The following is a 26,600-nucleotide window of genomic DNA, read 5'->3' as shown; positions in this document are numbered from 1 at the left end:
AAGCTAAGGCTTTTTCTCCCGCTTCTGCGCTCCGAGCAAACACCTCTCGTGTTTTGAATATTCTGTACAAACTTGTTCAAAACAGGAAATGAAATAGTATTGGACGAGAGCTTTTTGGTGGCTTATACTATAGGGTAGCCAGTTTTTCCGGCAATGAGAGTGATACTTGAAAATGGTGAGATGATGGAAGAATATCAAGTGAAAATTGATACGTTTGAGGGCCCATTGGACCTGCTGCTTCATTTAATCAATCGTCTTGAAATTGACATATATGATATACCTGTGGCGAAGATCACTGAACAATATTTATTATATGTACATACGATGCGTGTGCTTGAGCTCGATATGGCCAGCGAGTATTTGGTTATGGCTGCCACGCTGCTCAGCATTAAAAGCAGAATGCTGCTCCCGAAGCAAGAGGAGGAGCTTTTTGAAGATGAATTACTTGAAGAAGAAGATCCGCGGGAGGAACTGATTGAAAAGCTGATTGAGTATCGAAAATATAAAGATGCGGCGAAGGATTTAAAAGAACGGGAAGAAGAAAGACAAAAATCGTTCACGAAACCGCCGAGTGATTTGAGTGAATATGCAAAAGAAGTAAAACAGTCTGAGCAAAAGCTCTCTGTCACGGTCTATGATATGATCGGAGCTTTTCAAAAAGTGCTGAAACGCAAAAAAATAAACAGGCCGATGGAAACAACAATTACAAGACAGGACATACCAATCGAAGCCAGAATGAACGAAATCGTGCACAGCTTGAAATCTAGAGGAACGAGAATCAACTTTATGGATCTGTTTCCATATGAGCAAAAAGAACATTTAGTAGTGACCTTTCTAGCTGTTCTCGAGCTGATGAAAAATCAGCTGGTCCTCATTGAACAGGAGCACAATTTTTCAGATATTTACATTACGGGGAGTGAATCCATTCATGGGGCTTGATATCGTGAATTGGAAAGCTATTGTAGAAGCCCTTCTTTATGCTGCAGGCGATGAAGGGCTTACAAAAAAGCAGCTGTTAACAGTGCTTGAAATCGAAGAGCCTGAACTGAACACGATCATGGCGGATGTGGCGGACGAATACCGCGGAGATACACGAGGGATTGAACTTATTGAGTATGCAGATACGTACATGCTCTCTACCAAAAAAGACTTTGCGCCTTACTTGAAAAAACTGATTGAAGTGCCGTCAAAGGGCCTTTCTCAGGCATCTTTAGAAGTACTGGCCATTGTTTCATACAAACAGCCAATTACGAGAGCAGAAATTGAAGAAATCAGAGGAGTAAAATCAGAGCGGATTTTACACAGTCTTGTCGCGAAGGCGCTATTGTGTGAAGTAGGGCGTGCCGATGGTCCGGGGCGGGCCATTTTATACGGTACTACGCCGACTTTTCTTGAACAATTCGGTCTGAAAACGCTGGACGAGCTTCCGCCGCTGCCTGAAAATGCGGAAGAAGACGTTCTTCAAGAAGAAGCAGATTTATTTTTTGAAAACTTTAACCAAACCTTCGAAGATATAAAATAGAAGTTTAATGAATCGCGCTTTTTCATCATCATAAGATATAAGGAAGAAGCTATCATGAAAGAAGCAAAATGTGAGAGACAAAGACATGAGGGGAAGATACCAAACGAAATGGGACATTCGATTGTGCGAGCGCAGACTCAAAAAACAGGCGAATTCTTATCAATGGTTGTCAATACCGTGAACGATTACCTAAATCAAACGACGCTTGAGTCCTTACAGGCTGAATTGCCTATTGAAAAAGGATACTGCTGTGATGTGCTGAGCACTCTGAGAAGAATGGCAGTATTTTGTGAAGGAGGCGCAGAAGCGTGCCGCCGTCTCCTGATGCAGGAGCCTTTTCAGGAAGCCAGAGCGGAAAAAACACTTTATAATGTGTATCACCAATGCATTGAAGAGTTCTTTATGCCGAAAAAAGACACGTGGTGTGAAAATAGCCGGGCGTCTTATACCGGGGTCAGCGCAATTGAGTTTTATCATGCTGTTCCTGCGTCGCTTGAGCAATTATTATTGCCGTTGAGCGCGGCCTTTCTGAAGATGAGGGAAGAGCTGGCTCATTACGAAGCGTCCGGATCAAGCATGGCGCCAATCAGATAACGTTTACTCTCCCTTTTTCAGGGAGAGTTTTTTTATGTTTGCTTCCAGAAATATAATTGTTATTCATAACTGATGGACATGCGCATAAACTTGTACAAACCACCACAAGGACGTGAGCAAACATGCGCATTTTCAAAAAAGCAGTATTCGTGATCATGATTTCTTTTCTTATTGCAACCGTAAATGTGAATACAGCACATGCTGCTATAGATGTCAGTGCAAAAAGCGCGATCATTATTGACGGTGCGTCAGGCAGAGTGTTATATGCCAAGGATGAGCATCAAAAAAGGCGGATCGCGAGCATCACAAAAATTATGACCGCCGTCCTCGCCATCGAATCCGGCAAAATGGATCAAACGGTGACGGTTTCGGCAAATGCTGTCAGAACAGAAGGCTCCGCCATTTATTTAACAGAAGGTCAAAAAGTGAAGCTAAAAGATCTTGTGTATGGCCTGATGCTAAGATCAGGAAACGACGCCGCTGTCGCGATTGCTGAGCATGTCGGTGGGAGCCTCGATGGGTTTGTTTATATGATGAATCAAAAAGCCGAGCAGCTTGGTATGAAAAACACCCGTTTTCAAAACCCGCACGGATTGGACGACCATGAAAATCATTATTCAACAGCCTATGACATGGCCATTTTAACTAAGTATGCTATGAAGCTGAAAGATTATCAAAAGATTTCAGGCACAAAAATATACAAAGCGGAAACGATGGAAAGCGTATGGAAAAACAAAAATAAACTGCTGACCATGCTATATCCGTACAGCACAGGAGGAAAAACAGGCTATACAAAACTTGCAAAACGGACACTGGTCTCTACGGCTTCAAAGGACGGCATTGACCTGATAGCCGTCACCATTAATGACCCTAATGATTGGGATGACCATATGAAGATGTTTAACTATGTGTTTGAGCATTATCAAACCTATTTAATTGCAAAAAAAGGGGATATTCCAAAGCTGAAAGGCACATTTTATGAATCGAAGGCTTTTATCAAACGTGATATCACCTATTTGCTGACTGAAGAGGAAAAAGAAGATGTGAAAATTAATACCACACTGCTCAAGCCGAAAAAAGCATGGGAAAAAGATGCCTCGAAAATCCCTGACATCGTAGGGCACATGGAGATCATGTTCAACGATGCAACCATCGCAAAAGTGCCGATCTATTATGAAAATGAGCGGCATCAAAAACCGAAGAAACAATTTTTTGAAACGTTTAAATCAATCTTTCTGAATGCGGCAGGCGGAGCAAAATGGTCAATATAATTTGGGTCAGTTTAACCGTGATCGGACTCGTTTTTGCGATGTGCAATGGAACTCTGCAAGATGTAAATGAAGCCGTGTTTAAGGGTGCGAAAGAAGCGATTACGATTTCATTTGGATTGATGAGCGTGCTTGTTTTCTGGCTTGGCTTAATGAAAATCGCCGAGCAGTCAGGGCTTTTGGATATTTTCAGCCGGATGTGCAGGCCTTTTATATCTAAACTGTTCCCTGATATACCGCCGGATCACCCGGCGATGGGCTATATTTTATCTAATCTTATGGCGAATTTCTTCGGCCTCGGAAATGCAGCAACTCCGCTTGGCATTAAAGCAATGGAACAAATGAAAAAGCTGAATGGAAACCGATCGGAAGCAAGCCGGTCAATGATTACTTTTTTAGCCGTTAATACGTCCTGCATCACACTCATCCCGACAACGGTGATCGCTGTCCGAATGGCTTATTCCTCCAAAACGCCGACAGATATCGTCGGGCCAAGCATTTTGGCAACGCTTATTTCCGGAATCGGTGCCATTATCATTGATCGGTATTTTTATTACCGCCGCAAAAAGAAGGGAAGGTGAGCGGATGGAAATCATCAACTGGCTGTCTTTAGCCATGATTCCAATCATTATTGCCGGAATTCTTCTTTATGGAACGATCAAAAAGGTTCCAACATATGAATCGTTTGTCGAAGGCGGGAAAGAGGGGATAGAAATTGCCTTTTCCATTATCCCCTATTTAGTCGGAATGCTTGTCGCTATAACTGTTTTCAGATCATCAGGCGCGCTTGATTTTATAATGGATCTTTTAAAACCGGCTTTCTCCGCTATCGGCATCCCTGCTGAAGTAGTGCCGCTTGCTCTGATCCGCCCGATCTCCGGTACGGCCGCTCTCGGAATGACGACCGATTTAATTGCAGTATACGGGCCCGATTCCTTTATCGGCAGGCTGGCTTCCGTCATGCAGGGATCTACAGATACAACGCTTTACGTACTGACTGTGTATTTCGGAGCAGTCGGCATTAAAAAAATGGGTGATGCATTAAAGGTGGGACTTCTTGCAGATTTAATCGGCGTAGTTGCATCTATCATCATCGTTACGTTATTATTTGGGAGCGCCTGAAAACGGCGTTTTTTTTAGATTTGGCATAGGAATTTGAAAAAGCTTGTTTGTTAAGGTTGAAAAAAGTAAGATAATACTTGAGGTGAAAGACATGGAAAGACTGCAAAAAGTGATTGCTCATGCCGGAGTTGCGTCGCGCAGAAAGGCAGAAGAGCTGATTAAAGAAGGAAAAGTAAAGGTGAATGGCAAAGTAGTAACAGAGCTAGGTGTTAAGGTCACCGGTTCTGATCAGATTGAGGTAAACGGGTTAAAGGTTGAACGCGAAGAGCCGGTTTACTTTCTCTTATATAAACCAAGAGGCGTTATTTCCGCAGCGCAAGATGATAAAGGACGCAAAGTGGTGACGGACTTTTTTAAAAATATTCCGCAGCGCATTTATCCGATTGGGCGTCTGGACTATGATACGAGCGGTCTTTTGCTTTTAACCAATGACGGCGAATTCGCCAATAAGCTGATGCACCCTAAGTATGAAATAGACAAAACATACGTGGCGAAGGTGAAAGGAATCCCGCCTAAAGAGCTGCTCAGAAAGCTGGAGCGCGGAATTAGGCTGGAAGAAGGCAAAACAGCGCCTGCTAAAGCGAAGCTGCTGTCCTTGGATAAGAAAAAGCAGACAAGCATTATTCAGCTGACGATCCATGAGGGACGCAACAGACAGGTGCGCCGCATGTTTGAAGCGATCGGACATGAGGTAATCAAGCTGAAGCGTGAGGAATACGCGTTTTTAAACCTGCGAGGCCTGCACACGGGCGATGCCAGAGAGCTTACGCCTCACGAAGTAAAAAGGCTCAGAGCACTGGCGGATCACGGTAAAAACGCTTTCTAAATTTCACATAACCTTCAAAAAGTAAGAAATGTGAAATGAACGTGCAATGATATAATTGAATGGATCTGCAATAGGGGGAAGGGGGCAGTGGACAATGAAGAAAAAAAGGCGTTTATTCATTCGGACCGGCATCCTTCTCGTTTTAATCTGCGCACTCGGCTATACCATTTACAATGCTGTATTTGCCGGCAAAGAGAGTATATCCGAAGGGTCCGACGCACCGAATTTTGTCCTTGAGGATACGAATGGGAAACGTATCGAGCTCAGTGACTTAAAAGGGAAAGGTGTTTTTTTGAATTTCTGGGGTACATGGTGTGAACCGTGCAAAAAAGAGTTTCCTTATATGGCAAACCAATATAAGCATTTTAAAAGCCAAGGTGTTGAAATTGTCGCTGTAAATGTTGGGGAGTCAAAGATAGCAGTACATAATTTTATGAAATCCTACGGAGTGAATTTCCCGGTTGTTCTGGATACAGATCGCCAAGTGCTTGATGCCTATGACGTATCTCCGCTTCCGACAACCTTTTTGATCAATCCGGAAGGAAAAGTTGTCAAGGTGGTGACCGGCACTATGACAGAAAGCATGATACACGAATATATGAATCTCATAAAACCCGGAGAGACTTCGGGATGAAGCAAGTCAAATGTGAATGCGGACATATAAACCCGGTCGGAACCGTTTTATGCGAATCGTGCGGAAGAGCTCTTCAGGAAACTCAACCTCCGCTCGCTGATATGAGATATGACGGAAGCGCAAGACGTTCGCAAACCTATAACAAAACGATCATCGATAAAATTTGGAATTTCTTTTCCTCGGTTAAGGTGGGAATATGGCTTATCGTCATAACCCTTGCCGCATCAGCGTTCGGCACCATTTTTCCCCAGGAAGCCTATCTGCCTCCGGGCGCACAGGCTGATACTTATTACAAGGAGCAGTACGGCACGTTCGGCCAGCTTTATTATTTGCTCGGGTTTCATCATTTATATGGTTCTTGGTGGTATTTGCTGCTCATTGCCTCGATCGGCATTTCACTCGTGATTTGCAGCCTTGATCGGGTCATTCCGTTGTACAGAGCGTTAAAAAACCAAGGCGTCAGAAGGAGCCCGGCTTTTTTAAGAAGGCAGCGCTTGTTCAGTGAAACAGTTACTGTACTGAACGGGGAATCGAAAGAAAAGATAGTTGCTCTATTAAAGAAAAAACATTATAGAATCAGAGAAAAAGAGGGCAGCATTCTTGCTGAAAAAGGACGCTTTTCCCGCTGGGGCCCGTATGTCAACCATATTGGATTGATCATCTTTCTGATTGGTGCGATGCTGAGATTTGTGCCTGGCATGTACGTCGATGAGACGCTTTGGGTCAGAGAAGGCGAAACCGCCGCAATTCCGGGTACAGACGGAAAATATTATTTGAAAAACAATCAATTCAGCGTAGAGACCTATAACAGCAAAACGGAAAAAAAGGTATTTGCAGATGCCATTGACAGAGTCGGGGACGGTAGAGTGGCAAAGAACTTTCAAACCGATGCCGTACTCTACAAGAGAGAAGGAAAAATTGTTTATGGCGAGAAGCCGAAGCTGAAAAAAGTAACAGAAGAAGACATCCGTGTCAATCAGCCGCTGCGTTTTGATTCTTTTTCCGTTTACCAGGTGGATTACAAAGAGAATCAGCTTGACCAAATGGTGTTCCAGCTGATTGATAAAAAAACAAAAAAATCCTTTGGGAGCCTGAAGATCAACCTTCTGGATCCAGATTCGGTCTATGATCTTGGCAACGGTTACAAGGTGGAAATCGCCAGCTACCTGCCTGACTTCTATTTTAATCAGGACGGAGAGCCGAGCACAAAAACAAAGATCCCTAACAATCCGGCTTTTGTCTTTAATATTATAACGCCGGACAAACCGAAAGGCGAAAAGAGCTTTGTCGCCATCCAAGAAACCATCGAAGGATCAGGCAATAATAAATACAAGCTGAAATTTGACCATGTCGAAACGAAAAACATTACTGGACTTACAGTCAGAAAGGACCTTACACTCTGGGTGCTTGCTGTCGGCGGAGCCATTTTTATGATCGGTGTTATTCAAGGTATGTACTGGCAGCATCGAAGAATTTGGCTGCACTCACAGGACGGTGCAGTTATGGTAGCGGGGCATACCAATAAAAACTGGTTTGGCCTGAAGAAGGATTTAGCATTTATATTGGCTGATTCCGGACTGACTGAACCGGTGGACCAAAAAGAATTAATCAAAACACAGAAATAGGCGAAAAGGGAGTGATGTCATGGCAGAGCTGAGCGGAAATTTTCTTTATGCGGCCTTTCTTGTGTATTTAATCGCTGTCCCGATCTTCGGCGGGGCCATACGCGGGAATAAAGATAAAAAGGGCAAGCCAAACCGATGGGCCAACATTGGAATCACCCTTTCTATTGTCGGTTTTTTCTGCCACCTTGGATATTTCATCACAAGGTGGGCTGCCAGCGGCCATGCGCCGGTCAGCAATATGTTTGAATTCACCACCGCTTTTGGCATGATGCTTGTTTTGGCGTTTATCATTCTTTATTTTCTCTATAGATTGCCTTCATTAGGCCTGTTTACGCTGTCAATTGCTTTATTGCTGATTGCCTACGCCAGCATGTTTCCGACAGATATCTCGCCTTTAATTCCTTCGCTCCAAAGCAACTGGCTGTATATTCATGTAACAACGGCCGCGCTTGGGCAAGCTATACTTGCCATCAGCTTTGTCGCTGGTGTCATCTTTCTTTTGAAGCATGTAGACCAGACAAAGCCAAGCAAAAAGACCTTCTGGCTTGAAGCGATTATGTTTATCCTGGTCACAACCGTCGCCTTTATTGCAATCACATCAGCATTTCGTCTTGCAGGCTATGAAGCGGAGTTTAACTGGGTGGACAAAAGTAAAGAAAAAAGCGTGATGGTGTACGAAATGCCCGCGCTTGTCGGTCCGCATCAGGGAGAGCTTTTGACCGAAGGAAGAATGGAACCGCTTGTTGATCTTCCCGCGCTTTTCTCAGGCAGAAAAGTGAACACTGTCATTTGGTCATTTGGAGCAGGTCTTGTGTTGTATGGGGCTCTCCGCCTGATCATCAGAAAAAGAATCAGCGCTCTATTACATCCGCTGGTGAAAAACGTCAATCTTGATCTGGTGGATGAGGTTGGGTACAGGGCCGTATCAATCGGATTTCCGATCTTTACACTCGGCGCGCTGATCTTTGCAATGATTTGGGCTCAGCTCGCGTGGACCAGATTTTGGGGCTGGGACCCTAAGGAAGTATGGGCGCTGATCACATTTTTGTTCTATGCCGCCTACTTGCATTTAAGACTGTCAAGAGGCTGGCACGGTGAGAAGTCAGCATGGCTGGCCGTAATCGGTTTTGCTATTATTATGTTTAATTTAATATTCGTAAATCTTGTGCTTGCCGGACTTCATTCTTATGCATAGTCCTTTGAAAGCGACACAGTTCTCAAACTTTCTCACGATTTGATAAAATGAAAGTAACAGAAGGAAAGCAGGGGGAAAACATGGACCAAACGAACGAAACAAAAATATTAGTAGTTGATGACGAAGCCAGAATTCGCCGCCTTTTAAGAATGTATCTTGAACGTGAAAATTATGCTATAGATGAAGCTGAAAATGGTGATGAAGCCATTACTAAAGGGCTTGAAGCCAATTATGACTTAATTTTGCTTGATCTGATGATGCCGGGGACTGATGGAATTGAAGTGTGCCGGCAAATTCGTGAAAAAAAAGCGACACCCATTATCATGCTGACCGCAAAAGGAGAAGAAGCAAACCGGGTGCAGGGGTTTGAAGCGGGAACAGATGATTATATTGTTAAGCCGTTCAGCCCGAGAGAAGTCGTGCTGCGTGTAAAGGCCCTTTTGAGAAGAGCATCCCAAACCTCTTATTTCAATGCCAATACACCGACGAAAAATGTGCTCGTGTTTTCACATCTGTCAATAGACCATGATGCTCACCGCGTAACAGCTGATGGAACAGAAGTGAGCCTGACGCCAAAAGAGTATGAGCTTCTATATTTCTTAGCGAAAACGCCTGACAAGGTGTATGATCGGGAAAAGCTTCTGAAAGAAGTGTGGCAATATGAGTTTTTTGGTGATTTACGCACAGTGGACACTCACGTCAAACGCTTGAGAGAGAAGCTGAACAAGGTATCTCCGGAAGCTGCGAAAAAAATTGTCACAGTATGGGGTGTAGGTTATAAATTTGAGGTCGGCGCTGAATGAAATTTTGGAAAAGCGTAGTAGGCAAGCTGTGGTTTACGATCCTTTCACTCGTCTTGATCGTATTGTTCATTTTAACGGTTCTTTTGCTGGAGTTTATTGAAAACTACCATGTGGAAGAAGCCGAGAATGATTTAACACAGCTTGCGAATAAAGTTGCTGTCATCCTAGAAAATCACGAGGACCAGGCACTGGCAAGGTCAATCACTTGGGAGCTCGCTGATAACTTAACAAGCATTGCCATCATCCAGGATGAGAAGAACCACTGGTATTCTCCGAATGATAAAAATCGCCTGTCGTCTATTACGGTTGAGCAAATACAGCATGACAAAGACTTAAATAAAGCTCTCAAAGACCATAAAAAAGTAAGCAAACGGACGGGACTGAGCGATACAGACACGGATAATGAACGCCTGATTGTAGGTGTCCCGTATGAAAAAGACGGAAAGAAAGGCATGGTCTTTTTATCCCAGTCTTTGCTTGCCGTTAAAGATACAACAAAACATACGACCCGCTATATTTTTCTTGCCGCTGGAATTGCGATTGTGCTGACCACATTTTTCGCATTCTTTTTATCAAGCAGGGTCACGTACCCTCTCCGAAAAATGAGAGAAGGCGCGCAGGATTTGGCGAAGGGCAAGTTCGATACAAAAATCCCGATTTTAACTCAGGATGAAATCGGTGAACTGGCGACCGCTTTTAATCAAATGGGCCGGCAGCTTAACTTTCATATCAATGCGCTCAATCAAGAAAAAGAGCAGCTTTCTAACATTTTGAGCAGTATGGCTGACGGGGTTATTACCATTAATATTGACGGTACGATTCTTGTGACCAACCCGCCGGCTGAACGTTTTCTTCAGGCTTGGTATTATGAACAGAACATGAATATCAAAGAAGGCGACAACCTTCCGCCTGAAGCAAAAGAGCTGTTTCAAAACGCTGTCAGCACTGAAAAAGAACAAATGATTGAGATGACGCTGCAAGGCAGATCATGGGTGCTTTTGATGTCGCCGCTTTATGCGGAATCGCATGTCAGAGGAGCGGTTGCCGTACTGCGTGACATGACAGAAGAACGCCGCCTTGATAAGCTGCGGGAGGACTTTATCGCAAATGTCAGTCATGAGCTGAGAACACCAATCTCCATGCTTCAGGGATACAGTGAAGCAATTGTCGATGACATTGCAAGCTCTGAAGAAGACCGGAAAGAAATTGCCCAAATCATTTATGACGAATCGCTCCGAATGGGCCGTTTAGTTAATGATTTGCTTGATTTAGCCCGAATGGAATCAGGCCATACAGGCTTACATTATGAAAAAATCAATGTGAATGAGTTTTTAGAAAAGATCATTCGGAAGTTTTCCGGTGTTGCGAAAGAAAAAAATATTGCTTTACATCATGACATTTCCCTCACAGAAGCGGAATTTATGTTTGATGAAGACAAGATGGAGCAGGTATTTACCAATTTGATCGATAACGCGTTGCGGCATACTTCATCCGGCGGCAGTGTCTCCATTTCAGTCCATTCTGTGAAGGATGGATTGAAAATTGATATCAAAGACTCCGGGTCCGGCATACCGGAAGAAGATCTGCCATTTATCTTTGAGCGGTTTTATAAGGCAGATAAAGCGCGGACAAGGGGCAGAGCAGGAACCGGGTTAGGGCTGGCTATCGTTAAAAATATCGTGGAAGCCCACAACGGATCAATTACTGTGCACAGCCGAATAGATAAAGGAACAACATTTACTTTTTATATTCCGACAAAACGGTAAAATCGAGTCTGAATTTGCCGAAGAATCTTGTTCCATAAGAAACACCCGCTGACTGAGCGGGTGTTTTTTTAATAGCCAACATTAATAAAATTTAAGGATATGTTAATATAAATTCCCTTCCAAATTCCAGTTACTCGTAATATAGTTGTAATGTAACTTTTCAAGCTATTCATACGACAAAAAAGTGAACGGAGGGGTTTCAAATGGAAGAAACCTTTCAATTATTATATGATACATATCATCAAGATTTGTACCAATTTTTATTTTATATGGTAAAGGATAAAAACCAGACAGAAGACCTTCTTCAAGAGGTTTATATCCGGGTATTAAATTCTTATCATACGTTTGAAGGAAGAAGCAGTGAAAAAACATGGCTTTTGTCTATCGCACGCCATGTTGCGATAGACTGGTTTCGTAAACAGCAAACAATCAGACAGCGTATACTCGGTACATTTGACTGGGATACACAGGATGTCAGGGATCAGCAATTGCTCCCGGACGAACTTGCGGTTCAACATGAAAATGTCCGGGAAATTTATGCTGCGCTTGATCAATGTACAATCGATCAAAGAGCTGTGATTATCTTGCGGTTTATTCAGGGATATTCAATACAGGAAACAGCCAAGGCTCTGCGCTTCTCGGAAAGCAAAGTAAAAACGACCCAACACAGAGGGCTCAAAGTACTTCGGAAACATATGGAGCTTTTGAGGGAGGAGCTAATGGATGATGAAGTCAGAATGGAACGAAGAACAGATAAAGGAGTTGTTAAGTCAACTTCCGGCAGTTAAAGACCATCGTTCGCCTCAGGATATTTACAAGCGGCTGACGATGGCAAAGCGTAAAAATAAGCCCGCTGTCAGGTGGATTGGCCCCGCGTGTGCCGCTGCAATTGCGGTTTATATCGCCTTCATTATTTCTCCTCATTTCTTTGATCAGGCACAGCCTCAACAAAAAGAAGCGTCCCAAGAGAACGCAGTAACGAAAACTGAGACAGAAGACAGCCCAAAAGCTGCATCATCCCTGGATCATACATCGTTTGTTGTAACTGAAAAGGAACAAGACAATTACATCACTGTAGCAGTTGCTGATGCCGATACATCTGCAATCATACCTGTCAGCATTCAAAAAACAAATGCATACCAAACGATCCAGGACATGCTGACTGTAAGTAGTGAATTGGATATCTTGGATCATGCCATTACAATTCCATCCTTCATAGATGAAGTAGAAATAAAAGAAAAACCAAAGCAGAAGGAATTAAGTATACGAGTCCATCAGCCAGCTACGGCATTTTCTGTAAAAGATGATACACTGTTAAAAAAATTGCTTAAAGAATCCTTAAAATGGAGTCCTTATGAAAAAGTCAAATTTTTATCGGATCAAAATGAGACTGGGGTTCGGATTGGCTCATATGGCACTTTTACGGAAATTTCGATTCCAAAACAGTCAAAAAGAGCTTACTACTTGTACAAAAATAAACAAGGAAACTTTCTCATTCCGTCAGAAAAAACATTTGATACGGTAAAAGAAGCGATTAATGAAATGGAATCGAGCAGTCAAAAAGATACAACACCGCTTATTCAAGCAGGTACTGTCCAATCTGTAACGAAGAAACAGAAGCACTTATATATCCGTTTCTCAAAGGACTCAGAAGTTGAGGATTCTATTGCCAGTATTTTAATGATTGAGGGACTTCTTTTAACCGCAAAAGAGTTTGGCTTCACAGAAGTGACCTTTACCGAAACCAGAACAAACAAAATCGGCAAATATGACGTATCAGATGCAATTCCGGTACCGGCTGCTCCAAATCCGATTTTCTTAAACTAAAATGGGCCCTTTGAGGCTCTTTTTTTAGTTGCTATTCATATAATAGAAATTTTCAAAAAAAAGTTGTGCGTGTATAATAAAACAAGGTAACGATTGAAAGGATTTGAGATGAGTGAACGTGTTAACAATTAAAGGAGTTTCCATCGGGGAAGGAATGCCGAAAATCATCGTTCCGCTGATGGGAAAGACGGAAAAACAAATTCTGAATGAAGCAGAGGCAGTAAAATTACTGAATCCGGACATTGTTGAATGGAGAGTCGACGTATTTGAAAAAGCTAATGACAGAGAAGCGGTCACAAAGCTCATGTCTAAGCTTCGTAAATCTTTAGAAGACAAGCTATTTCTATTTACATTCAGAACCCACAAAGAGGGCGGGAGCATGGAGATGGACGAAAGCTCCTATCTTGCTTTGCTGGAATCGGCAATCCAAACAAAAGACATCGATCTGATAGACATCGAATTATTTTCAGGAGATGCACATGTAAAAGCGTTAGTATCGATGGCGGAAGAAAACAACGTCTATGTGGTGATGTCAAATCACGACTTTGAAAAAACGCCTTCGAAAGATGAGATTCTTTCAAGACTTCGGAAAATGCAGGATTTAGGGGCACATATTCCCAAAATGGCTGTTATGCCGAATGATACTGGAGATCTCCTAACGCTGCTTGATGCGACGTATACAATGAAAACAAAATATGCAGACCGCCCCATTATTACAATGTCAATGGCTGCAACAGGGCTCATCAGCAGGCTGAGCGGTGAGGTTTTTGGATCGGCTTGTACTTTTGGAGCTGGAGAAGAGGCGTCCGCACCAGGTCAAATACCTGTTTCTGAGCTAAGGAGTGTCTTAGATATTTTGCATAAAAACACACGAGGATAGAACAATAAAAAAACTCAAGCTTTATAGCTTGAGTTTTTTTGATTATGGCAGATCAATGAGCTTCACAGACACAATATCAGGGACATTTGTTAGTTCTTTCACAATTTTATCTTCCAGATGTCTGTCAAAGGAAAGCATCATGATGGCTTCTCCGCCTTTTTCCTTACGGCCAACCTGCATAGTTGCAATGTTAATATCGTTATCTCCGAGAATACGTCCTACTCGGCCGATGACACCTGTTGTATCTTGATGCTGGATATACACCAAGTGACCTGTCGGATAAAAATCAATATTAAATCCATTGATCTCGACAATTCGTTCTCCGAAATGAGGAATATACGTAGCTGTTACAGTAAAGGTGCTGCGGTCTCCTGTCACTTTTACGCTGATGCAGTTATCGTATCCAGATTCAGAAGAGGAAATTTTTTCACTGAAGCTGATGCCGCGTTCTTTTGCGACACCCCCGGCATTGACCTCGTTAACAGTAGAGTCAACGCGCGGTTTTAAAAAGCCTGACAGAAGGGCTTTTGTAATGAACGATGTTTCAAGTTTAGCAATTGTGCCTTCATATTGAATGGCAACATCCTGTACTGGTTCTTTCATGCACTGTGATACAAGGCTGCCAATTTTTCCTGCAATCTGATGGTAGGGCTTAATTTTAGCAAATTCATCTTTTGTCATGGCAGGCAGGTTGATAGCTGACATGACAGGCAGGCCTTTTGCGAACTGCAGAACTTCTTCTGACACTTGGGCGGCGACATTGAGCTGTGCTTCTTTCGTTGATGCTCCTAAGTGAGGAGTGGCAATGACTAATGGATGATCAACAAGTTTGTTGTCAACTGGCGGTTCAACTTCGAAAACGTCAAGAGCCGCTCCCGCAACATGCCCGTTTTCCAAAGCTTCGAGAAGTGCTGCTTCATCGATAATTCCGCCTCGCGCACAGTTAATTAAACGAACGCCTTTTTTCGTTTTTGCAATGGTTTCTTTATTCAATAAGCCTTTTGTTTCTTTTGTTAAAGGCGTGTGAACGGTAATGATATCCGCACTTTCAAGCACTTCTTCAAATGTACGGCTGTTTACGCCGATTTTTTTCGCTCTTTCTTCCGTTAAGAAAGGATCAAAAACGTGCACTGTCATACCGAACGCTCTCGCACGCTGTGCAATTTCACTTCCGATTCGGCCTAATCCTACAATACCAAGCGTTTTTCCATAGAGCTCTGAACCCACATAAGCTGTGCGGTTCCACTCTCTGGATTTCACTGAGATATTAGCCTGCGGAATGTGTCTCATTAAAGAAGAGATCATTGCAAATGTATGCTCAGCTGTCGAAATGGTGTTGCCGTTCGGAGCATTGATCACGATTACCCCGTGTTTCGTAGCCTCATCAATATCGATATTATCGACACCGACACCGGCTCTTCCGACAATTTTTAAAGAAGTCATTTTGTTGAAAAGGTCTTCTGTTACTTTTGTCGCACTTCGCACCAAAAGAGCATCAAAAGTATGTAATTCATCTTCTGCATCTGCTACGTTTTTTTGAACGATTTCAATAAAGTCTGATTCAATAAGTGGCTGTAAACCGTCGTTGCTCATTTTGTCTGAGACCAATACTCGAAACATCGTTAGATTTCCTCCTAAATTGACAAACTAAATATCTGATAATTTAACATATTCTCAAAAGAGTGTCAACGTGTATTGACGCAGTAAAGGATAAAAGTAAAGCCTAATAAATCAATGATTTGACAGCTTGCAGGTAATATATATAATTTGAAGCAATTCTCTATACAGCCAACCAGTTATCGTTTATAATGTAATTAAATTTCATATGATCAATCTTCGGGGCAGGGTGAAATTCCCTACCGGCGGTGATGAGCCAATGGCTCTAAGCCCGCGAGCTGTCTTTACAGCAGGATTCGGTGAGATTCCGGAGCCGACAGTACAGTCTGGATGGGAGAAGATGGAGGTTCATAAGCGTTTTGAAATTGAATTTTTCAAACGTTTCTTTGCCTAGCCTAATTTTCGAAACCCCGCTTTTATATATGAAGCGGTTTTTTTATTGGCTGGAAAAGAACCTTTCCGTTTTCGAGTAAGATGTGATCGAAAAGGAGAGAATGAAGTGAAAGTAAAAAAATTAGTTGTGGTCAGCATGCTGAGCAGCATTGCATTTGTTTTGATGCTGTTAAATTTCCCGTTTCCGGGTCTTCCGGATTATTTAAAAATCGATTTTAGCGACGTTCCCGCTATTATTGCCATTCTGATTTACGGACCTTTGGCGGGTATTGCCGTAGAAGCGATAAAAAATGTTCTTCAGTATATCATTCAGGGAAGCATGGCCGGAGTTCCTGTAGGGCAAGTTGCGAATTTTATTGCAGGAACACTCTTTATATTACCGACTGCTTTCTTATTTAAAAAACTCAACTCAGCAAAGGGCTTGGCTGTCAGCCTGCTTTTGGGAACTGCAGCGATGACCATTTTAATGAGTATTTTAAATTATGTTCTGATTCTTCCGGCATACACGTGGTTTTTACATTCACCGGCATTATCCGACAGCGCGCTAAAAACAGCAGTCGTCGCAGGTATCCTGCCGTTTAACATGATAAAAGGTATTGTAATTACGGTTGTATTCTCACTAATTTTTATCAAGCTTAAGCCATGGATTGAGCAGCAGCGAAGTGCACATATCCATTAAATAAAAAAGCTCCCGTTCGGGAGCTTTTTTTAGTTACTTCTATTCAAATTTAAGCGGGTCGCCTTCAAATGGCTCATCCGCCACTTTGATGGAATCAGTAGGGCATCCTTCAAATGCGTCAATCATATCTTCTTCCAGTACCTCAGGAACTTCGACAACACCTTTGTTTTCATCAAGCGTTACGAACGCGATGCCTTCATCATCGTAATCGTAAATGTCTGGTGCAGCAGCTCCGCAAGCGCCGCATGCAATACATGTATCTTTGTCTACGATTGTGTACTTTGCCATGAATAAAACCTCCCAGATTGTTCTTGGTGGAACAAATGGATCAATCTTTATATTTAATCAATTTAACACCTATTCCTCTTACTTATTGTAATGATGTTGCTGCTACATTTCAACAGAAAAATGATTGAGAATGCTTATCACATAAGGGGTTATCTACATAACATCCCCCTTAATGATGACTTTAAACGTCGATTTCTGTTTGAAATCTGTTAAAATAAAAAGAGCAAATCAACGATTTTTGTCAGGAAGAATGTAGGTGGATAGGTTGTCATTAAATTACTTCGATATTATGGTTCTCGATTGTCTTTGCAAAATAAACGGGGAACGGTCGGGAAGCGCTGTTTTTCACCTATTCAAAGGCAAGAGATCGTCACAAACCATTCAAGATGCCGGCTTATTTCAGACTGCAAAATACTTTGGAATGGCGGCAAAATGTTCGAGAAGCGATATTTCTGCGTCGCTTGACAAGCTTGAAAAGCATTCATATCTCGCGCCAATGTCTGAAACAGATACATACAAAGTGACAGCCAGCGGCGCAGCAGTTTTGAGACATTCCCTTAGCGAGCGGCCGTGGCCCGTTTATTGTCACGGTGCTCATTATCAGCAGGCTGCCGGCGTGCTTTGGAAAAGGCTTTCGCTGCTTGTGCAGGTCTTATCCCATAAACAGCAAGGGAGCAGGCAGTATATCCCTGTCACAAAGGATCATAAGACACTTCACTGGGTAAAGAAATACCTGTCCCGGCATACGGATCATATAGAGATGGCAAAAAGCCTTTTTGCCATGCTTGAGGCGCATTTGAAAAAGATTGAAAACAAAGCAGCGCAAATTTTTGTCTACTCCTTAACCTCGCACCATCGGATCGGTTATACGAGCAGGCAGCTTGCTGATACGATGAAAGAAGACGAATGGTATGTCTATATCATGTTTTGGGCTTCGGTACATTATTTTATTCATTCTCTTCCGGAGTGTGAAGATGCTTTGTTAAAGGATCTCCTTTCTGATGTGCACTTAGATAATGCCCTGACAGAGTCGACGAGGAAAACATGGCAGATGGTCAAACAAGGGTTTCCGATACATCGAATTGCTGAAATCAGAAAGCTGAAAACAGCGACGATTGAAGACCACATTGTCGAGATTTCTCTCCATGAGCCTACGTTTATGATTAATGATTATGTATCAGCAGAAGACCAGCTCCAAATCGCAGAGTTTGCCAAACGGATGCGGACGAATAAAATCAAACAAATTCGCGACGGGCTGGAACAGCGGTTCAGCTACTTTCAAATCAGACTGGCATTGACAAAGCAGGTGCAGCAATATGACTAAATTACAGCAAACGTTATATCAGTTTTTTGGTTTTACTTCCTTTAAAAAAGGGCAGCAGGACATTATTGAAAGCATACTCAGCGGGAAGGATACCATTGCAATGCTCCCGACTGGGGGAGGGAAATCGCTTTGCTACCAGCTGCCTGGTTATATGCTTGACGGCATGGTATTAATCGTTTCTCCACTGCTTTCTTTAATGGAGGATCAGGTGCAGCAGCTGAAAGCCCGGGGGGAAAAGCGTGCTGCAGCTTTGAACAGCATGCTTAACAGGCAGGAAAGACAATTTGTTTTAGAACATATTCATCGATATAAATTTTTGTACTTGTCTCCTGAAGCTTTACAGTCTCCATATGTATTGGAAAAATTGAAAAGCGTCCCGATCAGCCTATTTGTTATTGACGAAGCGCATTGTATTTCTGAATGGGGACACGACTTCAGGCCTGATTATTCAAAGCTCGGACAGCTGAGAAAAAAACTTGGACACCCGCCCGTTCTGGCATTGACCGCCACGGCTACAAAGGAAACGCTGCAAGATGTCATGAACCTGCTGGAGCTGCAGCATGCTGTACGCCATCTCAACTCAGTCAACCGCCCAAACATCGCACTGAGGGTTGAAAATGCGGCGGATACTGCCGAAAAAATAGATAGGGTCATTCAGCTGGTTGAAAACCTGCAAGGCCCGGGAATTGTTTATTGTCCGACACGGAAATGGGCTGAGGAATTAGCGGGTGAGATTAAAAGCAAAACGAGCAGCAGAGCCGACTTTTACCATGGCGGTTTGGAGTCAGGGGACAGGATTTTAATTCAGCAGCAGTTTATTCATAACCAGCTTGATGTGATATGTTGTACGAATGCGTTTGGAATGGGTGTCGATAAACCTGATATCAGATATGTGATTCATTTTCACCTCCCGCAGACGGCAGAAGCTTTTATGCAGGAAATCGGCAGAGCGGGACGCGACGGAAAGCCGAGTGTCAGCATTTTGCTGCGGGCGCCAGGGGATTTTGAATTGCAGGAACAAATTATCCAGATGGAGAGTGTCACAGCTGAAGAAATCGCCGACGTAATCCGTGTGCTAGAGAAGACGGAGGAGCGGGATGAGAGAAGGCTGCGTGACGTATTACTTCAGTATGGCGTCGGAGAGACACAGGCCCGTATGATGATTCATCTCTTTATGCAGGGAAAAACATCAGTTGAACTGATGAAGAAAGAAATTTCATATCGCATGGAGCTGAAGCTGGAAAAAATGCACCGTGTATCATTTTTGCTTCAGCGTGACGGCTGTTTAAGGCAGGCACTGTTAACCTACTTTGATGAATCATACGAGCCCGATGACGGAAACCTTCCGTGCTGTTCACATTGCGGTTTTGATTTATCCTTGTATGAACAAAAAGGGGAACGGAGTAAAATGGCGCCATTAGACAGCTGGAGTTCGGAATTGCACCGGATATTCAGCTTGCAGACTGTAGGTGAGCTGAACTGAAACAGCAAAAAGATTATATTCAGCATATGACTGACCGTGACATGCTGAAGCAGTTATATTTGACGCAGCTACTCATCATCTTTGCCGCTGCTGCAGCAGGACTGTTCTTTTTTGAGGATGTACGGGACGTATTAAAGCTCTGGGACATTCGCGATATGCGAATCATCTGGTATGGTGTTTCTATAGCTGTTATTGTTATTTTAGCCGATATGGCAGTAATGAAATGGTTTCCGTCTCATTTATATGATGACGGCGGAATCAATAAAAAAATATTCAGTAAGAGGTCAATCCCTCATATTATATTTTTAACGCTTCTGATTGCTTTCGCGGAAGAAATGTTATTCAGAGGAGTGCTGCAGACTCATATCGGTTTATGGGCGGCCAGCCTTATATTTGCCGCTCTGCACTTTCGGTATTTGTCAAAATGGCTGTTATTTATTATGGTGACAGCAATCAGCTTTTTGCTCGGTCTGATGTATGAATGGACCGGCAACTTATTTGTTCCGATGACGGCGCATTTTATCATTGATGCCGTGTTTGCCTGTCAGATTCGTTTTGAACATGTGAGGAGGGATAAACATGACGAACATGTCGAGAGTAGAGAGAAGAAAAGCCCAGAATCTTTATGAAGATCAAAACGCCGCATTAGCGGACGATTATGTCGATGATGGAGAAAGCCTTCCGACAAGACAATCTGTAAAAAATCAAAGAGAACAGAAAAAAAAGCAAGGTAAAACAAAAACGCCATTATTCACAGTACTCGCAGTAATATTTGTATTTGTGCCGGTTATCGTTTTAGTCACCTTATTTTATCTAAAGAGCCACCCGGATAATCATGACGATTATGAAGACGTTTTTATTGACAGCAGCCAAAGCAAATATGAGATTGTCCCGAAATCAGAGGATAAAAACGATACCGCAGACACTAAAGAAACCGCACTGCAGAAGGAGTCAAAAAAAGAGCCAGAAGATTCCAAGCCAAAAGAGCAAACAGCTGCTGATAAGAAACAGACTGCTGTAGCGGAAAAAGAAGACTCGGCAAATAAGGAGGAAGCAACCGCCGCGGCTGCTTCCTCTTCCCAATCAACAGTACAACAGCAAGAACAGCAACAGCAGCCGGCTGAGCCAGTTCAAAATGTGCCGAATCGCGTTGTCAAGCACACCGTCCAAAAGAAAGAAACGCTATACCGCATTTCCATGAAGTATTATAAAAGCCGGACAGGAGAAGAAAAAATTCGAGCGTATAATCATCTGAATGGAAATGATGTTTACACCGGACAAGTTTTGGACATCCCCTTAATGGATGAATAGGGTATTATTTTTATTTTACGTTCATATATTGTAGCAATGAAAATGGACAAGGTGTGAAGCGTATGGAATCCTTATGGAATCAGCTGGATCAGTTTACAGACGCGCCGACCAAACAGATGCTCCAAGCGCTGGTAAAACGAAAACAAAAATTCGAAAATTATGCAGCACAATGCCGCAGATGGCGATGGGCTTCACTTATCTGCCTAGGCTTATTATGTGTTATGATCATGATCAAAAGCCCGGAGCCTCAGCTTATACTTCAAGAAATACTTAGCCATACCTTTTATTTATTTTGGATGCTGGCAACCGCTTTTGCCTACTGCACTTCATATTATTTCAAGAAAAAGGAAGAAAAATCCGAGACTGATTTCCATAAACTGAGATGTGAAATTATTCAGAAAAGCACTGATCTCTGGCCGCAGCCCGATAAATGGAAGGCGAGAGAGTCTGTTTTTCATATGATGAAGCACAAATATGACATTAATCTATATTTTGAAAGTAAATAAAATGGGGCGTTTTCTCAAACGATAGAAACGTCTTTTTTTTATTGTCCGTCTTATTGATAAGTTCTAAAAAGAATGGAGAGTTTTTTATGAAGCTATCAGTGAAAATTGCCGGTGTACTAACTGTTGCGGCAGCGGCAATGACGGCAAAAATGTATGCAACAGCAAAAGGCAATCATTTGAAGACACATACGTTTCCTTTATCAAAGATGAAGGGCAAGCCGCCTCTGACAATCTTTTTTATTTCAGACATTCACAAACGTCTCATCGATCAAGACCTTTTAGAAAAAGCGCGAAGCCATGCCCCTCACTTGGTTATAATCGGCGGTGATTTAGCTGAGGGCGGGGTGCCCAGTGCGAGAATCGAGGAAAACATCAAAAGGCTCGTACATTTCGGGGTCCCTATCGTGTTTGTGTGGGGGAATAATGATTATGAAGTCAGGCAGCATAAGCTGTATTCCATATTTAAAGCGCACGGCGTCATCACTCTGAGAAATGAGTCAGTCCCGTTTTCATACAATGGGCATACAATTGCGATTGCGGGGGTTGATGATATCAGGATGGAGATGGATCATTATGAGGAAGCCATCAAAGAACTTGATGAAAGCCAGCTGAATATTCTGGTTTGCCATAATCCGGAGATTCATGAACAAATCAATGAAGATGACGGTATTGATGTGATACTCAGCGGACATACCCATGGAGGCCAGATCAGGTTTGGAAAATTTGGCCCTTATGAACTGGGGAAAACAGGTATTGTTAAAAACGCGGCATATCTGATCAGCAACGGCTACGGCACGACAAAAGTGCCTCTTCGTTTAGGTGCTGAGCCTGAAACACACATTGTGACTCTTTGCGGGCCAGAATAACTTCTAAAAAGCAAAAATCCATATGGCAATAAAAACTGCATTGTGCTTGTCTTACTAGTGAACTCAGTGTAAACTGATAACAATTAAGAACCTATGACTCATCATCTCATATAATGTGTTATATGATTTGTGTGCAAGTAGAGGCAGGAGGGAACGTTATGCGGCTTGAGCGTCTGAATTATAATAAGATCAAAATCTTTTTAACCCTCGATGATTTGACAGACCGGGGATTGACAAAAGAAGACCTCTGGAAGGACTCATTTAAAGTCCACCAGTTATTTAAAGATATGATGAATGAAGCAAATACAGAGCTCGGCTTTGAAGCGAATGGACCGATTGCAGTGGAAGTGTATTCTCTCCAAGCACAAGGGATGGTCGTGATTGTAACAAAGAACCAAGACGCCGATTCAGAAGACGATGAGTATGATGATGATTACATCGAAATGCAAGTCAAGCTTGATGAAAGCGCGGACATCATATATCAATTCCATTCCTTTGAAGATATCATTCAGCTTTCAGAAAGCTTACAGCGAATCGGTATCACAGGGGGAACTGTCTACCACTATGACGGGCAGTACTTTTTAAGCCTTGAAGATCTAGGGTCACATACGGCTGAAGGGGTTGTGGCGGTTCTGGCTGAATACGGCAATCCGACAACTTTAACGATTTATCGCCTGCAAGAGTATGGTAAGCTCATTATGGACGGTAATGCCGTAGAGACGATACAAACTCATTTTTCATAAGAATGCAACGGAAAACTGCTGATTTCAGCAGTTTTTTTTTCGTTAAAAAACATGGAAAAACATAACGTTTATTCTATGCACAGATCATATGAAGGTGTATACTATTCTCTGAAAGGGAGCATGTGAGAAACAGAAGATTCTAGGAGGTTAACTCAAATGGCAGCCGATCGAAACACCGGTCATACAGAAGAGGACAAACTTGATGTATTAAAATCAACCCAAACCGTAATACATAAGGCTCTGGAAAAATTGGGATATCCCGAAGAGGTATACGAATTGTTAAAAGAGCCGATGAGGTTATTAACGGTAAAAATACCTGTTCGTATGGACGACGGTTCAGTAAAGATTTTCACAGGATATCGTGCGCAGCACAATGACTCTGTCGGTCCAACGAAAGGCGGGATACGTTTTCACCCGAACGTAACAGAAAAAGAGGTGAAGGCGCTTTCAATTTGGATGAGTTTAAAATGCGGCATAATTGATCTTCCATATGGCGGTGGTAAAGGCGGAATTGTTTGTGATCCAAGGGATATGTCGTTTAGAGAGCTGGAGCGTCTGAGCAGAGGGTATGTCAGAGCGATCAGCCAAATTGTCGGCCCGACAAAAGACGTGCCGGCACCGGATGTATTTACAAACTCACAAATCATGGCTTGGATGATGGATGAGTATTCAAGAATTGATGAATTTAATTCGCCTGGATTTATTACAGGCAAACCGCTTGTGCTTGGCGGATCTCACGGGAGAGAATCTGCGACAGCAAAAGGTGTTACCATCTGTATTAAAGAAGCGGCTAAGAAGAGAGGCATCGATATTAAAGGTGCGCGTGTCGTTGTCCAAGGCTTCGGAAACGCGGGAAGCTATTTGGCAAAATTTATGCATGATGCGGGGGCAAAAGTTGTCGGCATCTCAGATGCGTATGGCGGACTTTATGATCCGGAAGGCCTTGATATCGATTATTTACTCGACCGACGCGACAGCTTCGGTACCGTAACAAAGCTTTTCAACGATACCATTACCAACCAAGAGCTGCTGGAGCTGGATTGTGATATTCTCGTTCCTGCTGCGATTGAAAATCAAATTACAGAAGAAAATGCCCATAATATCCGGGCTAAAATTGTCGTTGAAGCAGCGAACGGACCAACAACGCTTGAAGGAACAAAAATTCTTTCAGACCGGGACATTCTGCTTGTACCAGACGTGCTGGCAAGTGCCGGTGGCGTAACAGTTTCTTATTTTGAATGGGTTCAGAATAACCAAGGCTTCTACTGGAGTGAAGAAGAGGTAGAAGAAAAATTAGAAAAAATGATGGTCAAATCATTTAACAATATTTATGAAATGGCTAACAACCGCAGAATTGACATGAGGCTCGCTGCATATATGGTCGGCGTTCGCAAAATGGCTGAAGCTTCGCGTTTTAGAGGCTGGATATAAGTTGATGATTTGCATAAAAATAAAAAATCTCCTATGATAAAATAGGAGATTTTTTTATTCGGAAATAGAAAATATAAAGTGAAATGCCAATCGCAGGAGTTGACAGAAATGATTCAAGAAAAAGCAATTATTATAGGCGGAGGGCCTTGCGGACTATCTGCTGCCATTCACCTAAAACAAATTGGCATTGATGCCCTCGTCATCGAAAAAGGCAATGTCGTTAACAGTATTTACAATTATCCGACGCATCAAACCTTTTTCAGCTCAAGTGAAAAGCTCGAAATCGGAGATGTGGCATTTATTACGGAAAACAGGAAGCCTGTCAGAATTCAGGCTTTATCGTATTACCGGGAAGTCGTCAAACGGAAAAACATCCGTGTTAACGCATTTGAAATGGTGCATAAAGTGACGAAAACGCAAAAAAACACATTCGTTATTGAGACGTCAAAAGAGACCTACACGACGCCATATTGTATCATCGCCACAGGCTATTATGATCATCCAAACTATATGAATGTACCCGGTGAGGATTTGCCGAAAGTATTTCATTATTTTAAAGAAGGCCACCCGTATTTTGATAAAGATGTTGTTGTTATCGGCGGGAAAAATTCAAGCGTGGACGCTGCCCTTGAACTCGTGAAATCTGGAGCGCGTGTGACAGTTTTATATAGGGGCAATGAGTATTCTCCAAGCATTAAGCCGTGGATTCTGCCGGAATTTGAAGCCCTTGTCAGAAACGGTACAATCCGTATGGAATTTGGCGCTTGTGTCGAAAAAATCACCGAGGATGAAGTTGTGTTTCGCTCCGGAGAGAAAGAACTCATTACCATTAAAAATGATTTTGTATTTGCCATGACAGGCTATCATCCCGATCATCAATTTCTTGAAAAAATTGGTGTTGAAATTGATAAAGAAACAGGGCGTCCATTTTTCAACGAAGAAACGATGGAAACGAACGTTGAAGGTGTCTTTATTGCCGGGGTTATTGCTGCGGGAAATAATGCAAATGAAATATTTATTGAAAACGGCAGGTTTCACGGGGGGCATATCGCAGCGGAAATCGCCAAAAGAGAAAACCATTAAAAATGGGGAGCATATGATGCATTCGTATGCTCTCTTTGTTTTTTTAAGTGCAGACAGATGTAAAATTTTAAACAACATGGTAGGATAGACGTAGGAATATAAAGGAAAGAGGTTGCCTGATGTTTGCAATCATCTCTGCAGGAATTGCCCCCGGCATCGCGTTATTAAGTTATTTTTATTTAAAAGATCAGTATGATAATGAACCTGTACATATGGTGCTTCGGTCGTTTTTTCTCGGGGTTGTTCTTGTATTTCCCATAATGTTTATCCAGTATGTACTTGAAAAAGAGAATGTAGGAGGCGGAAGTTTTTTCGTTTCTTTTTTATCTTCGGGGTTTTTGGAGGAATCATTAAAATGGTTTATACTGATGATCAGTGTTTACCCGCACGCCCACTTTGATGAGCATTATGACGGGATTGTGTACGGTGCAAGTGTATCACTCGGTTTTGCAACCCTCGAAAATATTCTTTATTTAATTGGCCACGGCGTGGAGCATGCGTTTGTCAGGGCTCTGCTGCCTGTTTCATGCCATGCCTTGATTGGCGTTATAATGGGATTTTACCTTGGAAAAGCCCGTTTTTCCGCTGATAAGGCGCGTGTAAAGTGGCTTACTCTTTCTTTAGTTGTCCCATCCCTTTTGCATGGATCATATGATTTTATCCTAACAGCGCTTAGCAATTGGATTTATTATATGCTTCCATTTATGGTATTTTTATGGTGGTTTGGTTTGCGTAAAGCGAAAAAAGCCCGTTCTGTTAATATGATGCAAGTATAGAAGCCGCACAGCAACCGTGCGGCTTTTTTGTGTGCAGT

28 protein-coding genes and 1 riboswitch are annotated in these 26,600 nt (G+C 42.6%); of the genes, 26 read left to right on the top strand and 2 right to left on the bottom strand.

Features of this window, described 5'->3' with window-relative positions; all coding sequences use genetic code 11:
• Positions 1-183 precede the first annotated feature (183 nt).
• From scpA to aroD, 15 genes are all read left to right on the top strand, one after another.
• A complete protein-coding gene (scpA, locus tag FB592_RS19985) occupies positions 184-939 on the top strand; it encodes a segregation/condensation protein A (protein ID WP_014477220.1) in 756 nt (251 codons plus the stop codon).
• Entirely contained in the window at positions 929-1,522 is a 594-nt protein-coding gene (gene scpB / locus FB592_RS19980; protein WP_003223904.1) for an SMC-Scp complex subunit ScpB, read from the top strand. Before scpA ends, scpB begins: the two co-directional genes overlap by 11 nt.
• Positions 1,523-1,576: 54 nt before the next feature.
• A complete protein-coding gene (locus tag FB592_RS19975) occupies positions 1,577-2,116 on the top strand; it encodes a YpuI family protein (protein WP_014477219.1) in 540 nt (179 codons plus the stop codon).
• Positions 2,117-2,238: 122 nt separating this feature from the next.
• Positions 2,239-3,387 (top strand): D-alanyl-D-alanine carboxypeptidase DacB, encoded by a 1,149-nt coding sequence (dacB, locus tag FB592_RS19970; RefSeq protein WP_014480157.1) that lies wholly within the window; start codon positions 2,239-2,241, stop codon positions 3,385-3,387.
• Complete coding sequence (gene spmA, locus FB592_RS19965; RefSeq protein ID WP_004398980.1) at positions 3,375-3,965, top strand: spore maturation protein SpmA; 591 nt, start codon at positions 3,375-3,377, stop codon at positions 3,963-3,965. Before dacB ends, spmA begins: the two co-directional genes overlap by 13 nt.
• A 4-nt stretch (positions 3,966-3,969) precedes the next feature.
• Positions 3,970-4,506 (top strand): spore maturation protein SpmB, encoded by a 537-nt coding sequence (gene spmB / locus FB592_RS19960; RefSeq protein WP_003230509.1) that lies wholly within the window; start codon positions 3,970-3,972, stop codon positions 4,504-4,506.
• A 91-nt stretch (positions 4,507-4,597) separates the two neighbouring features.
• Positions 4,598-5,332 (top strand): 23S rRNA pseudouridine(2605) synthase RluB, encoded by a 735-nt coding sequence (rluB, locus tag FB592_RS19955; RefSeq protein ID WP_004398815.1) that lies wholly within the window; start codon positions 4,598-4,600, stop codon positions 5,330-5,332.
• A gap of 94 nt (positions 5,333-5,426) precedes the next feature.
• Entirely contained in the window at positions 5,427-5,966 is a 540-nt protein-coding gene (gene resA / locus FB592_RS19950) for a thiol-disulfide oxidoreductase ResA (protein WP_014480156.1), read from the top strand.
• Positions 5,963-7,591: a cytochrome c biogenesis protein ResB gene (gene resB / locus FB592_RS19945; RefSeq protein ID WP_038429221.1), complete on the top strand. Its 1,629-nt coding sequence runs from the start codon at positions 5,963-5,965 to the stop codon at positions 7,589-7,591. The genes resA and resB overlap by 4 nt, the downstream gene beginning before the upstream one ends.
• A gap of 19 nt (positions 7,592-7,610) precedes the next feature.
• Positions 7,611-8,786 carry a cytochrome c biogenesis protein ResC gene (resC, locus tag FB592_RS19940; RefSeq protein ID WP_032726062.1) on the top strand — a complete coding sequence of 392 codons (1,176 nt, stop codon included), beginning with the start codon at positions 7,611-7,613 and terminating at the stop codon, positions 8,784-8,786.
• Between the two features lie 80 nt (positions 8,787-8,866).
• Entirely contained in the window at positions 8,867-9,589 is a 723-nt protein-coding gene (gene resD / locus FB592_RS19935; RefSeq protein ID WP_032726061.1) for a DNA-binding response regulator ResD, read from the top strand.
• On the top strand, positions 9,586-11,355 hold the full coding sequence (gene resE / locus FB592_RS19930; protein ID WP_038828561.1) for a sensor histidine kinase ResE: 1,770 nt from the start codon (positions 9,586-9,588) through the stop codon (positions 11,353-11,355). Before resD ends, resE begins: the two co-directional genes overlap by 4 nt.
• A gap of 203 nt (positions 11,356-11,558) precedes the next feature.
• Positions 11,559-12,143 (top strand): RNA polymerase sigma factor SigX, encoded by a 585-nt coding sequence (sigX, locus tag FB592_RS19925; RefSeq protein WP_003230521.1) that lies wholly within the window; start codon positions 11,559-11,561, stop codon positions 12,141-12,143.
• The gene (locus FB592_RS19920) at positions 12,079-13,182 is read left to right on the top strand and encodes a GerMN domain-containing protein (RefSeq protein WP_038828562.1); all 1,104 of its coding nucleotides are present in this window, start codon (positions 12,079-12,081) and stop codon (positions 13,180-13,182) included. The genes sigX and FB592_RS19920 overlap by 65 nt, the downstream gene beginning before the upstream one ends.
• Positions 13,183-13,294: 112 nt before the next feature.
• The gene (gene aroD, locus FB592_RS19915; protein WP_043940146.1) at positions 13,295-14,062 is read left to right on the top strand and encodes a type I 3-dehydroquinate dehydratase; all 768 of its coding nucleotides are present in this window, start codon (positions 13,295-13,297) and stop codon (positions 14,060-14,062) included.
• A 42-nt stretch (positions 14,063-14,104) separates the two neighbouring features.
• Here the strand turns inward: aroD and serA are convergent, their stop codons facing one another.
• The gene (gene serA / locus FB592_RS19910; RefSeq protein ID WP_004398713.1) at positions 14,105-15,682 is read right to left on the bottom strand and encodes a phosphoglycerate dehydrogenase; all 1,578 of its coding nucleotides are present in this window, start codon (positions 15,680-15,682) and stop codon (positions 14,105-14,107) included.
• A gap of 208 nt (positions 15,683-15,890) precedes the next feature.
• A riboswitch (FMN riboswitch) is annotated at positions 15,891-16,025 on the top strand.
• Between the two features lie 153 nt (positions 16,026-16,178).
• Between serA and fmnP the strand changes: the two genes are divergently transcribed.
• On the top strand, positions 16,179-16,751 hold the full coding sequence (fmnP, locus tag FB592_RS19905) for a riboflavin transporter FmnP (protein WP_004399159.1): 573 nt from the start codon (positions 16,179-16,181) through the stop codon (positions 16,749-16,751).
• 39 nt (positions 16,752-16,790) lie between these two features.
• On the opposite strand, the gene FB592_RS19900 is transcribed toward fmnP, so the two are convergent.
• Positions 16,791-17,039, bottom strand: a complete 249-nt coding sequence (locus FB592_RS19900) for a ferredoxin (protein WP_003225461.1) — start codon at positions 17,037-17,039, stop codon at positions 16,791-16,793.
• A 265-nt stretch (positions 17,040-17,304) separates the two neighbouring features.
• Between FB592_RS19900 and FB592_RS19895 the strand changes: the two genes are divergently transcribed.
• From FB592_RS19895 to prsW, 10 genes are all read left to right on the top strand, one after another.
• Positions 17,305-18,363, top strand: a complete 1,059-nt coding sequence (locus FB592_RS19895; protein WP_014477210.1) for a YpbB family protein — start codon at positions 17,305-17,307, stop codon at positions 18,361-18,363.
• Positions 18,356-19,846: a RecQ family ATP-dependent DNA helicase gene (locus FB592_RS19890; RefSeq protein ID WP_015251799.1), complete on the top strand. Its 1,491-nt coding sequence runs from the start codon at positions 18,356-18,358 to the stop codon at positions 19,844-19,846. The genes FB592_RS19895 and FB592_RS19890 overlap by 8 nt, the downstream gene beginning before the upstream one ends.
• 26 nt (positions 19,847-19,872) lie before the next feature.
• Positions 19,873-20,475 (top strand): CPBP family intramembrane glutamic endopeptidase, encoded by a 603-nt coding sequence (locus FB592_RS19885; RefSeq protein ID WP_014477208.1) that lies wholly within the window; start codon positions 19,873-19,875, stop codon positions 20,473-20,475.
• Positions 20,426-21,157, top strand: a complete 732-nt coding sequence (locus tag FB592_RS19880) for a LysM peptidoglycan-binding domain-containing protein (RefSeq protein WP_072173297.1) — start codon at positions 20,426-20,428, stop codon at positions 21,155-21,157. Before FB592_RS19885 ends, FB592_RS19880 begins: the two co-directional genes overlap by 50 nt.
• A 62-nt stretch (positions 21,158-21,219) precedes the next feature.
• Positions 21,220-21,663, top strand: a complete 444-nt coding sequence (locus FB592_RS19875; protein WP_003230531.1) for a YpbF family protein — start codon at positions 21,220-21,222, stop codon at positions 21,661-21,663.
• Between the two features lie 86 nt (positions 21,664-21,749).
• Entirely contained in the window at positions 21,750-22,529 is a 780-nt protein-coding gene (locus FB592_RS19870) for a metallophosphoesterase (RefSeq protein ID WP_003230532.1), read from the top strand.
• Positions 22,530-22,687: 158 nt separating this feature from the next.
• Positions 22,688-23,272, top strand: coding sequence for a genetic competence negative regulator (locus FB592_RS19865; protein WP_003230533.1), 585 nt, complete (start codon positions 22,688-22,690; stop codon positions 23,270-23,272).
• A gap of 156 nt (positions 23,273-23,428) precedes the next feature.
• Positions 23,429-24,703 carry an NAD-specific glutamate dehydrogenase gene (gene gudB / locus FB592_RS19860; RefSeq protein ID WP_003230536.1) on the top strand — a complete coding sequence of 425 codons (1,275 nt, stop codon included), beginning with the start codon at positions 23,429-23,431 and terminating at the stop codon, positions 24,701-24,703.
• Between the two features lie 108 nt (positions 24,704-24,811).
• Entirely contained in the window at positions 24,812-25,786 is a 975-nt protein-coding gene (locus FB592_RS19855) for a YpdA family putative bacillithiol disulfide reductase (protein WP_133953230.1), read from the top strand.
• Positions 25,787-25,905: 119 nt separating this feature from the next.
• Positions 25,906-26,562, top strand: coding sequence for a glutamic-type intramembrane protease PrsW (gene prsW / locus FB592_RS19850; protein ID WP_003230542.1), 657 nt, complete (start codon positions 25,906-25,908; stop codon positions 26,560-26,562).
• Positions 26,563-26,600 lie beyond the last annotated feature (38 nt).

This window comes from Bacillus sp. SJZ110 (assembly GCF_006715455.1).
GTDB classification, from domain to species: domain Bacteria; phylum Bacillota; class Bacilli; order Bacillales; family Bacillaceae; genus Bacillus; species Bacillus subtilis.
This window is presented reverse-complemented; position numbering and strand designations above follow the sequence as displayed.

What these genes read in the sequence shown, in the direction of transcription:
- resB (WP_038429221.1), top strand. Translation starts at nt 5,963, where the DNA reads ATGAAGCAAGTCAAATGTGAATGCGGACATATAAACCCGGTCGGAACC.
- serA (WP_004398713.1), bottom strand. Translation starts at nt 15,682, where the DNA reads ATGTTTCGAGTATTGGTCTCAGACAAAATGAGCAACGACGGTTTACAG.
- scpA (WP_014477220.1), top strand. Translation starts at nt 184, where the DNA reads ATGGAAGAATATCAAGTGAAAATTGATACGTTTGAGGGCCCATTGGAC.
- spmA (WP_004398980.1), top strand. Translation starts at nt 3,375, where the DNA reads ATGGTCAATATAATTTGGGTCAGTTTAACCGTGATCGGACTCGTTTTT.
- resC (WP_032726062.1), top strand. Translation starts at nt 7,611, where the DNA reads ATGGCAGAGCTGAGCGGAAATTTTCTTTATGCGGCCTTTCTTGTGTAT.
- FB592_RS19855 (WP_133953230.1), top strand. Translation starts at nt 24,812, where the DNA reads ATGATTCAAGAAAAAGCAATTATTATAGGCGGAGGGCCTTGCGGACTA.
- sigX (WP_003230521.1), top strand. Translation starts at nt 11,559, where the DNA reads ATGGAAGAAACCTTTCAATTATTATATGATACATATCATCAAGATTTG.
- FB592_RS19920 (WP_038828562.1), top strand. Translation starts at nt 12,079, where the DNA reads ATGATGAAGTCAGAATGGAACGAAGAACAGATAAAGGAGTTGTTAAGT.
- gudB (WP_003230536.1), top strand. Translation starts at nt 23,429, where the DNA reads ATGGCAGCCGATCGAAACACCGGTCATACAGAAGAGGACAAACTTGAT.
- dacB (WP_014480157.1), top strand. Translation starts at nt 2,239, where the DNA reads ATGCGCATTTTCAAAAAAGCAGTATTCGTGATCATGATTTCTTTTCTT.
- FB592_RS19865 (WP_003230533.1), top strand. Translation starts at nt 22,688, where the DNA reads ATGCGGCTTGAGCGTCTGAATTATAATAAGATCAAAATCTTTTTAACC.
- prsW (WP_003230542.1), top strand. Translation starts at nt 25,906, where the DNA reads ATGTTTGCAATCATCTCTGCAGGAATTGCCCCCGGCATCGCGTTATTA.
- resE (WP_038828561.1), top strand. Translation starts at nt 9,586, where the DNA reads ATGAAATTTTGGAAAAGCGTAGTAGGCAAGCTGTGGTTTACGATCCTT.
- FB592_RS19890 (WP_015251799.1), top strand. Translation starts at nt 18,356, where the DNA reads ATGACTAAATTACAGCAAACGTTATATCAGTTTTTTGGTTTTACTTCC.
- resD (WP_032726061.1), top strand. Translation starts at nt 8,867, where the DNA reads ATGGACCAAACGAACGAAACAAAAATATTAGTAGTTGATGACGAAGCC.
- FB592_RS19870 (WP_003230532.1), top strand. Translation starts at nt 21,750, where the DNA reads ATGAAGCTATCAGTGAAAATTGCCGGTGTACTAACTGTTGCGGCAGCG.
- FB592_RS19880 (WP_072173297.1), top strand. Translation starts at nt 20,426, where the DNA reads ATGACGAACATGTCGAGAGTAGAGAGAAGAAAAGCCCAGAATCTTTAT.
- FB592_RS19885 (WP_014477208.1), top strand. Translation starts at nt 19,873, where the DNA reads ATGACTGACCGTGACATGCTGAAGCAGTTATATTTGACGCAGCTACTC.
- rluB (WP_004398815.1), top strand. Translation starts at nt 4,598, where the DNA reads ATGGAAAGACTGCAAAAAGTGATTGCTCATGCCGGAGTTGCGTCGCGC.
- FB592_RS19975 (WP_014477219.1), top strand. Translation starts at nt 1,577, where the DNA reads ATGAAAGAAGCAAAATGTGAGAGACAAAGACATGAGGGGAAGATACCA.
- spmB (WP_003230509.1), top strand. Translation starts at nt 3,970, where the DNA reads ATGGAAATCATCAACTGGCTGTCTTTAGCCATGATTCCAATCATTATT.
- FB592_RS19900 (WP_003225461.1), bottom strand. Translation starts at nt 17,039, where the DNA reads ATGGCAAAGTACACAATCGTAGACAAAGATACATGTATTGCATGCGGC.
- scpB (WP_003223904.1), top strand. Translation starts at nt 929, where the DNA reads ATGGGGCTTGATATCGTGAATTGGAAAGCTATTGTAGAAGCCCTTCTT.
- resA (WP_014480156.1), top strand. Translation starts at nt 5,427, where the DNA reads ATGAAGAAAAAAAGGCGTTTATTCATTCGGACCGGCATCCTTCTCGTT.
- FB592_RS19875 (WP_003230531.1), top strand. Translation starts at nt 21,220, where the DNA reads ATGGAATCCTTATGGAATCAGCTGGATCAGTTTACAGACGCGCCGACC.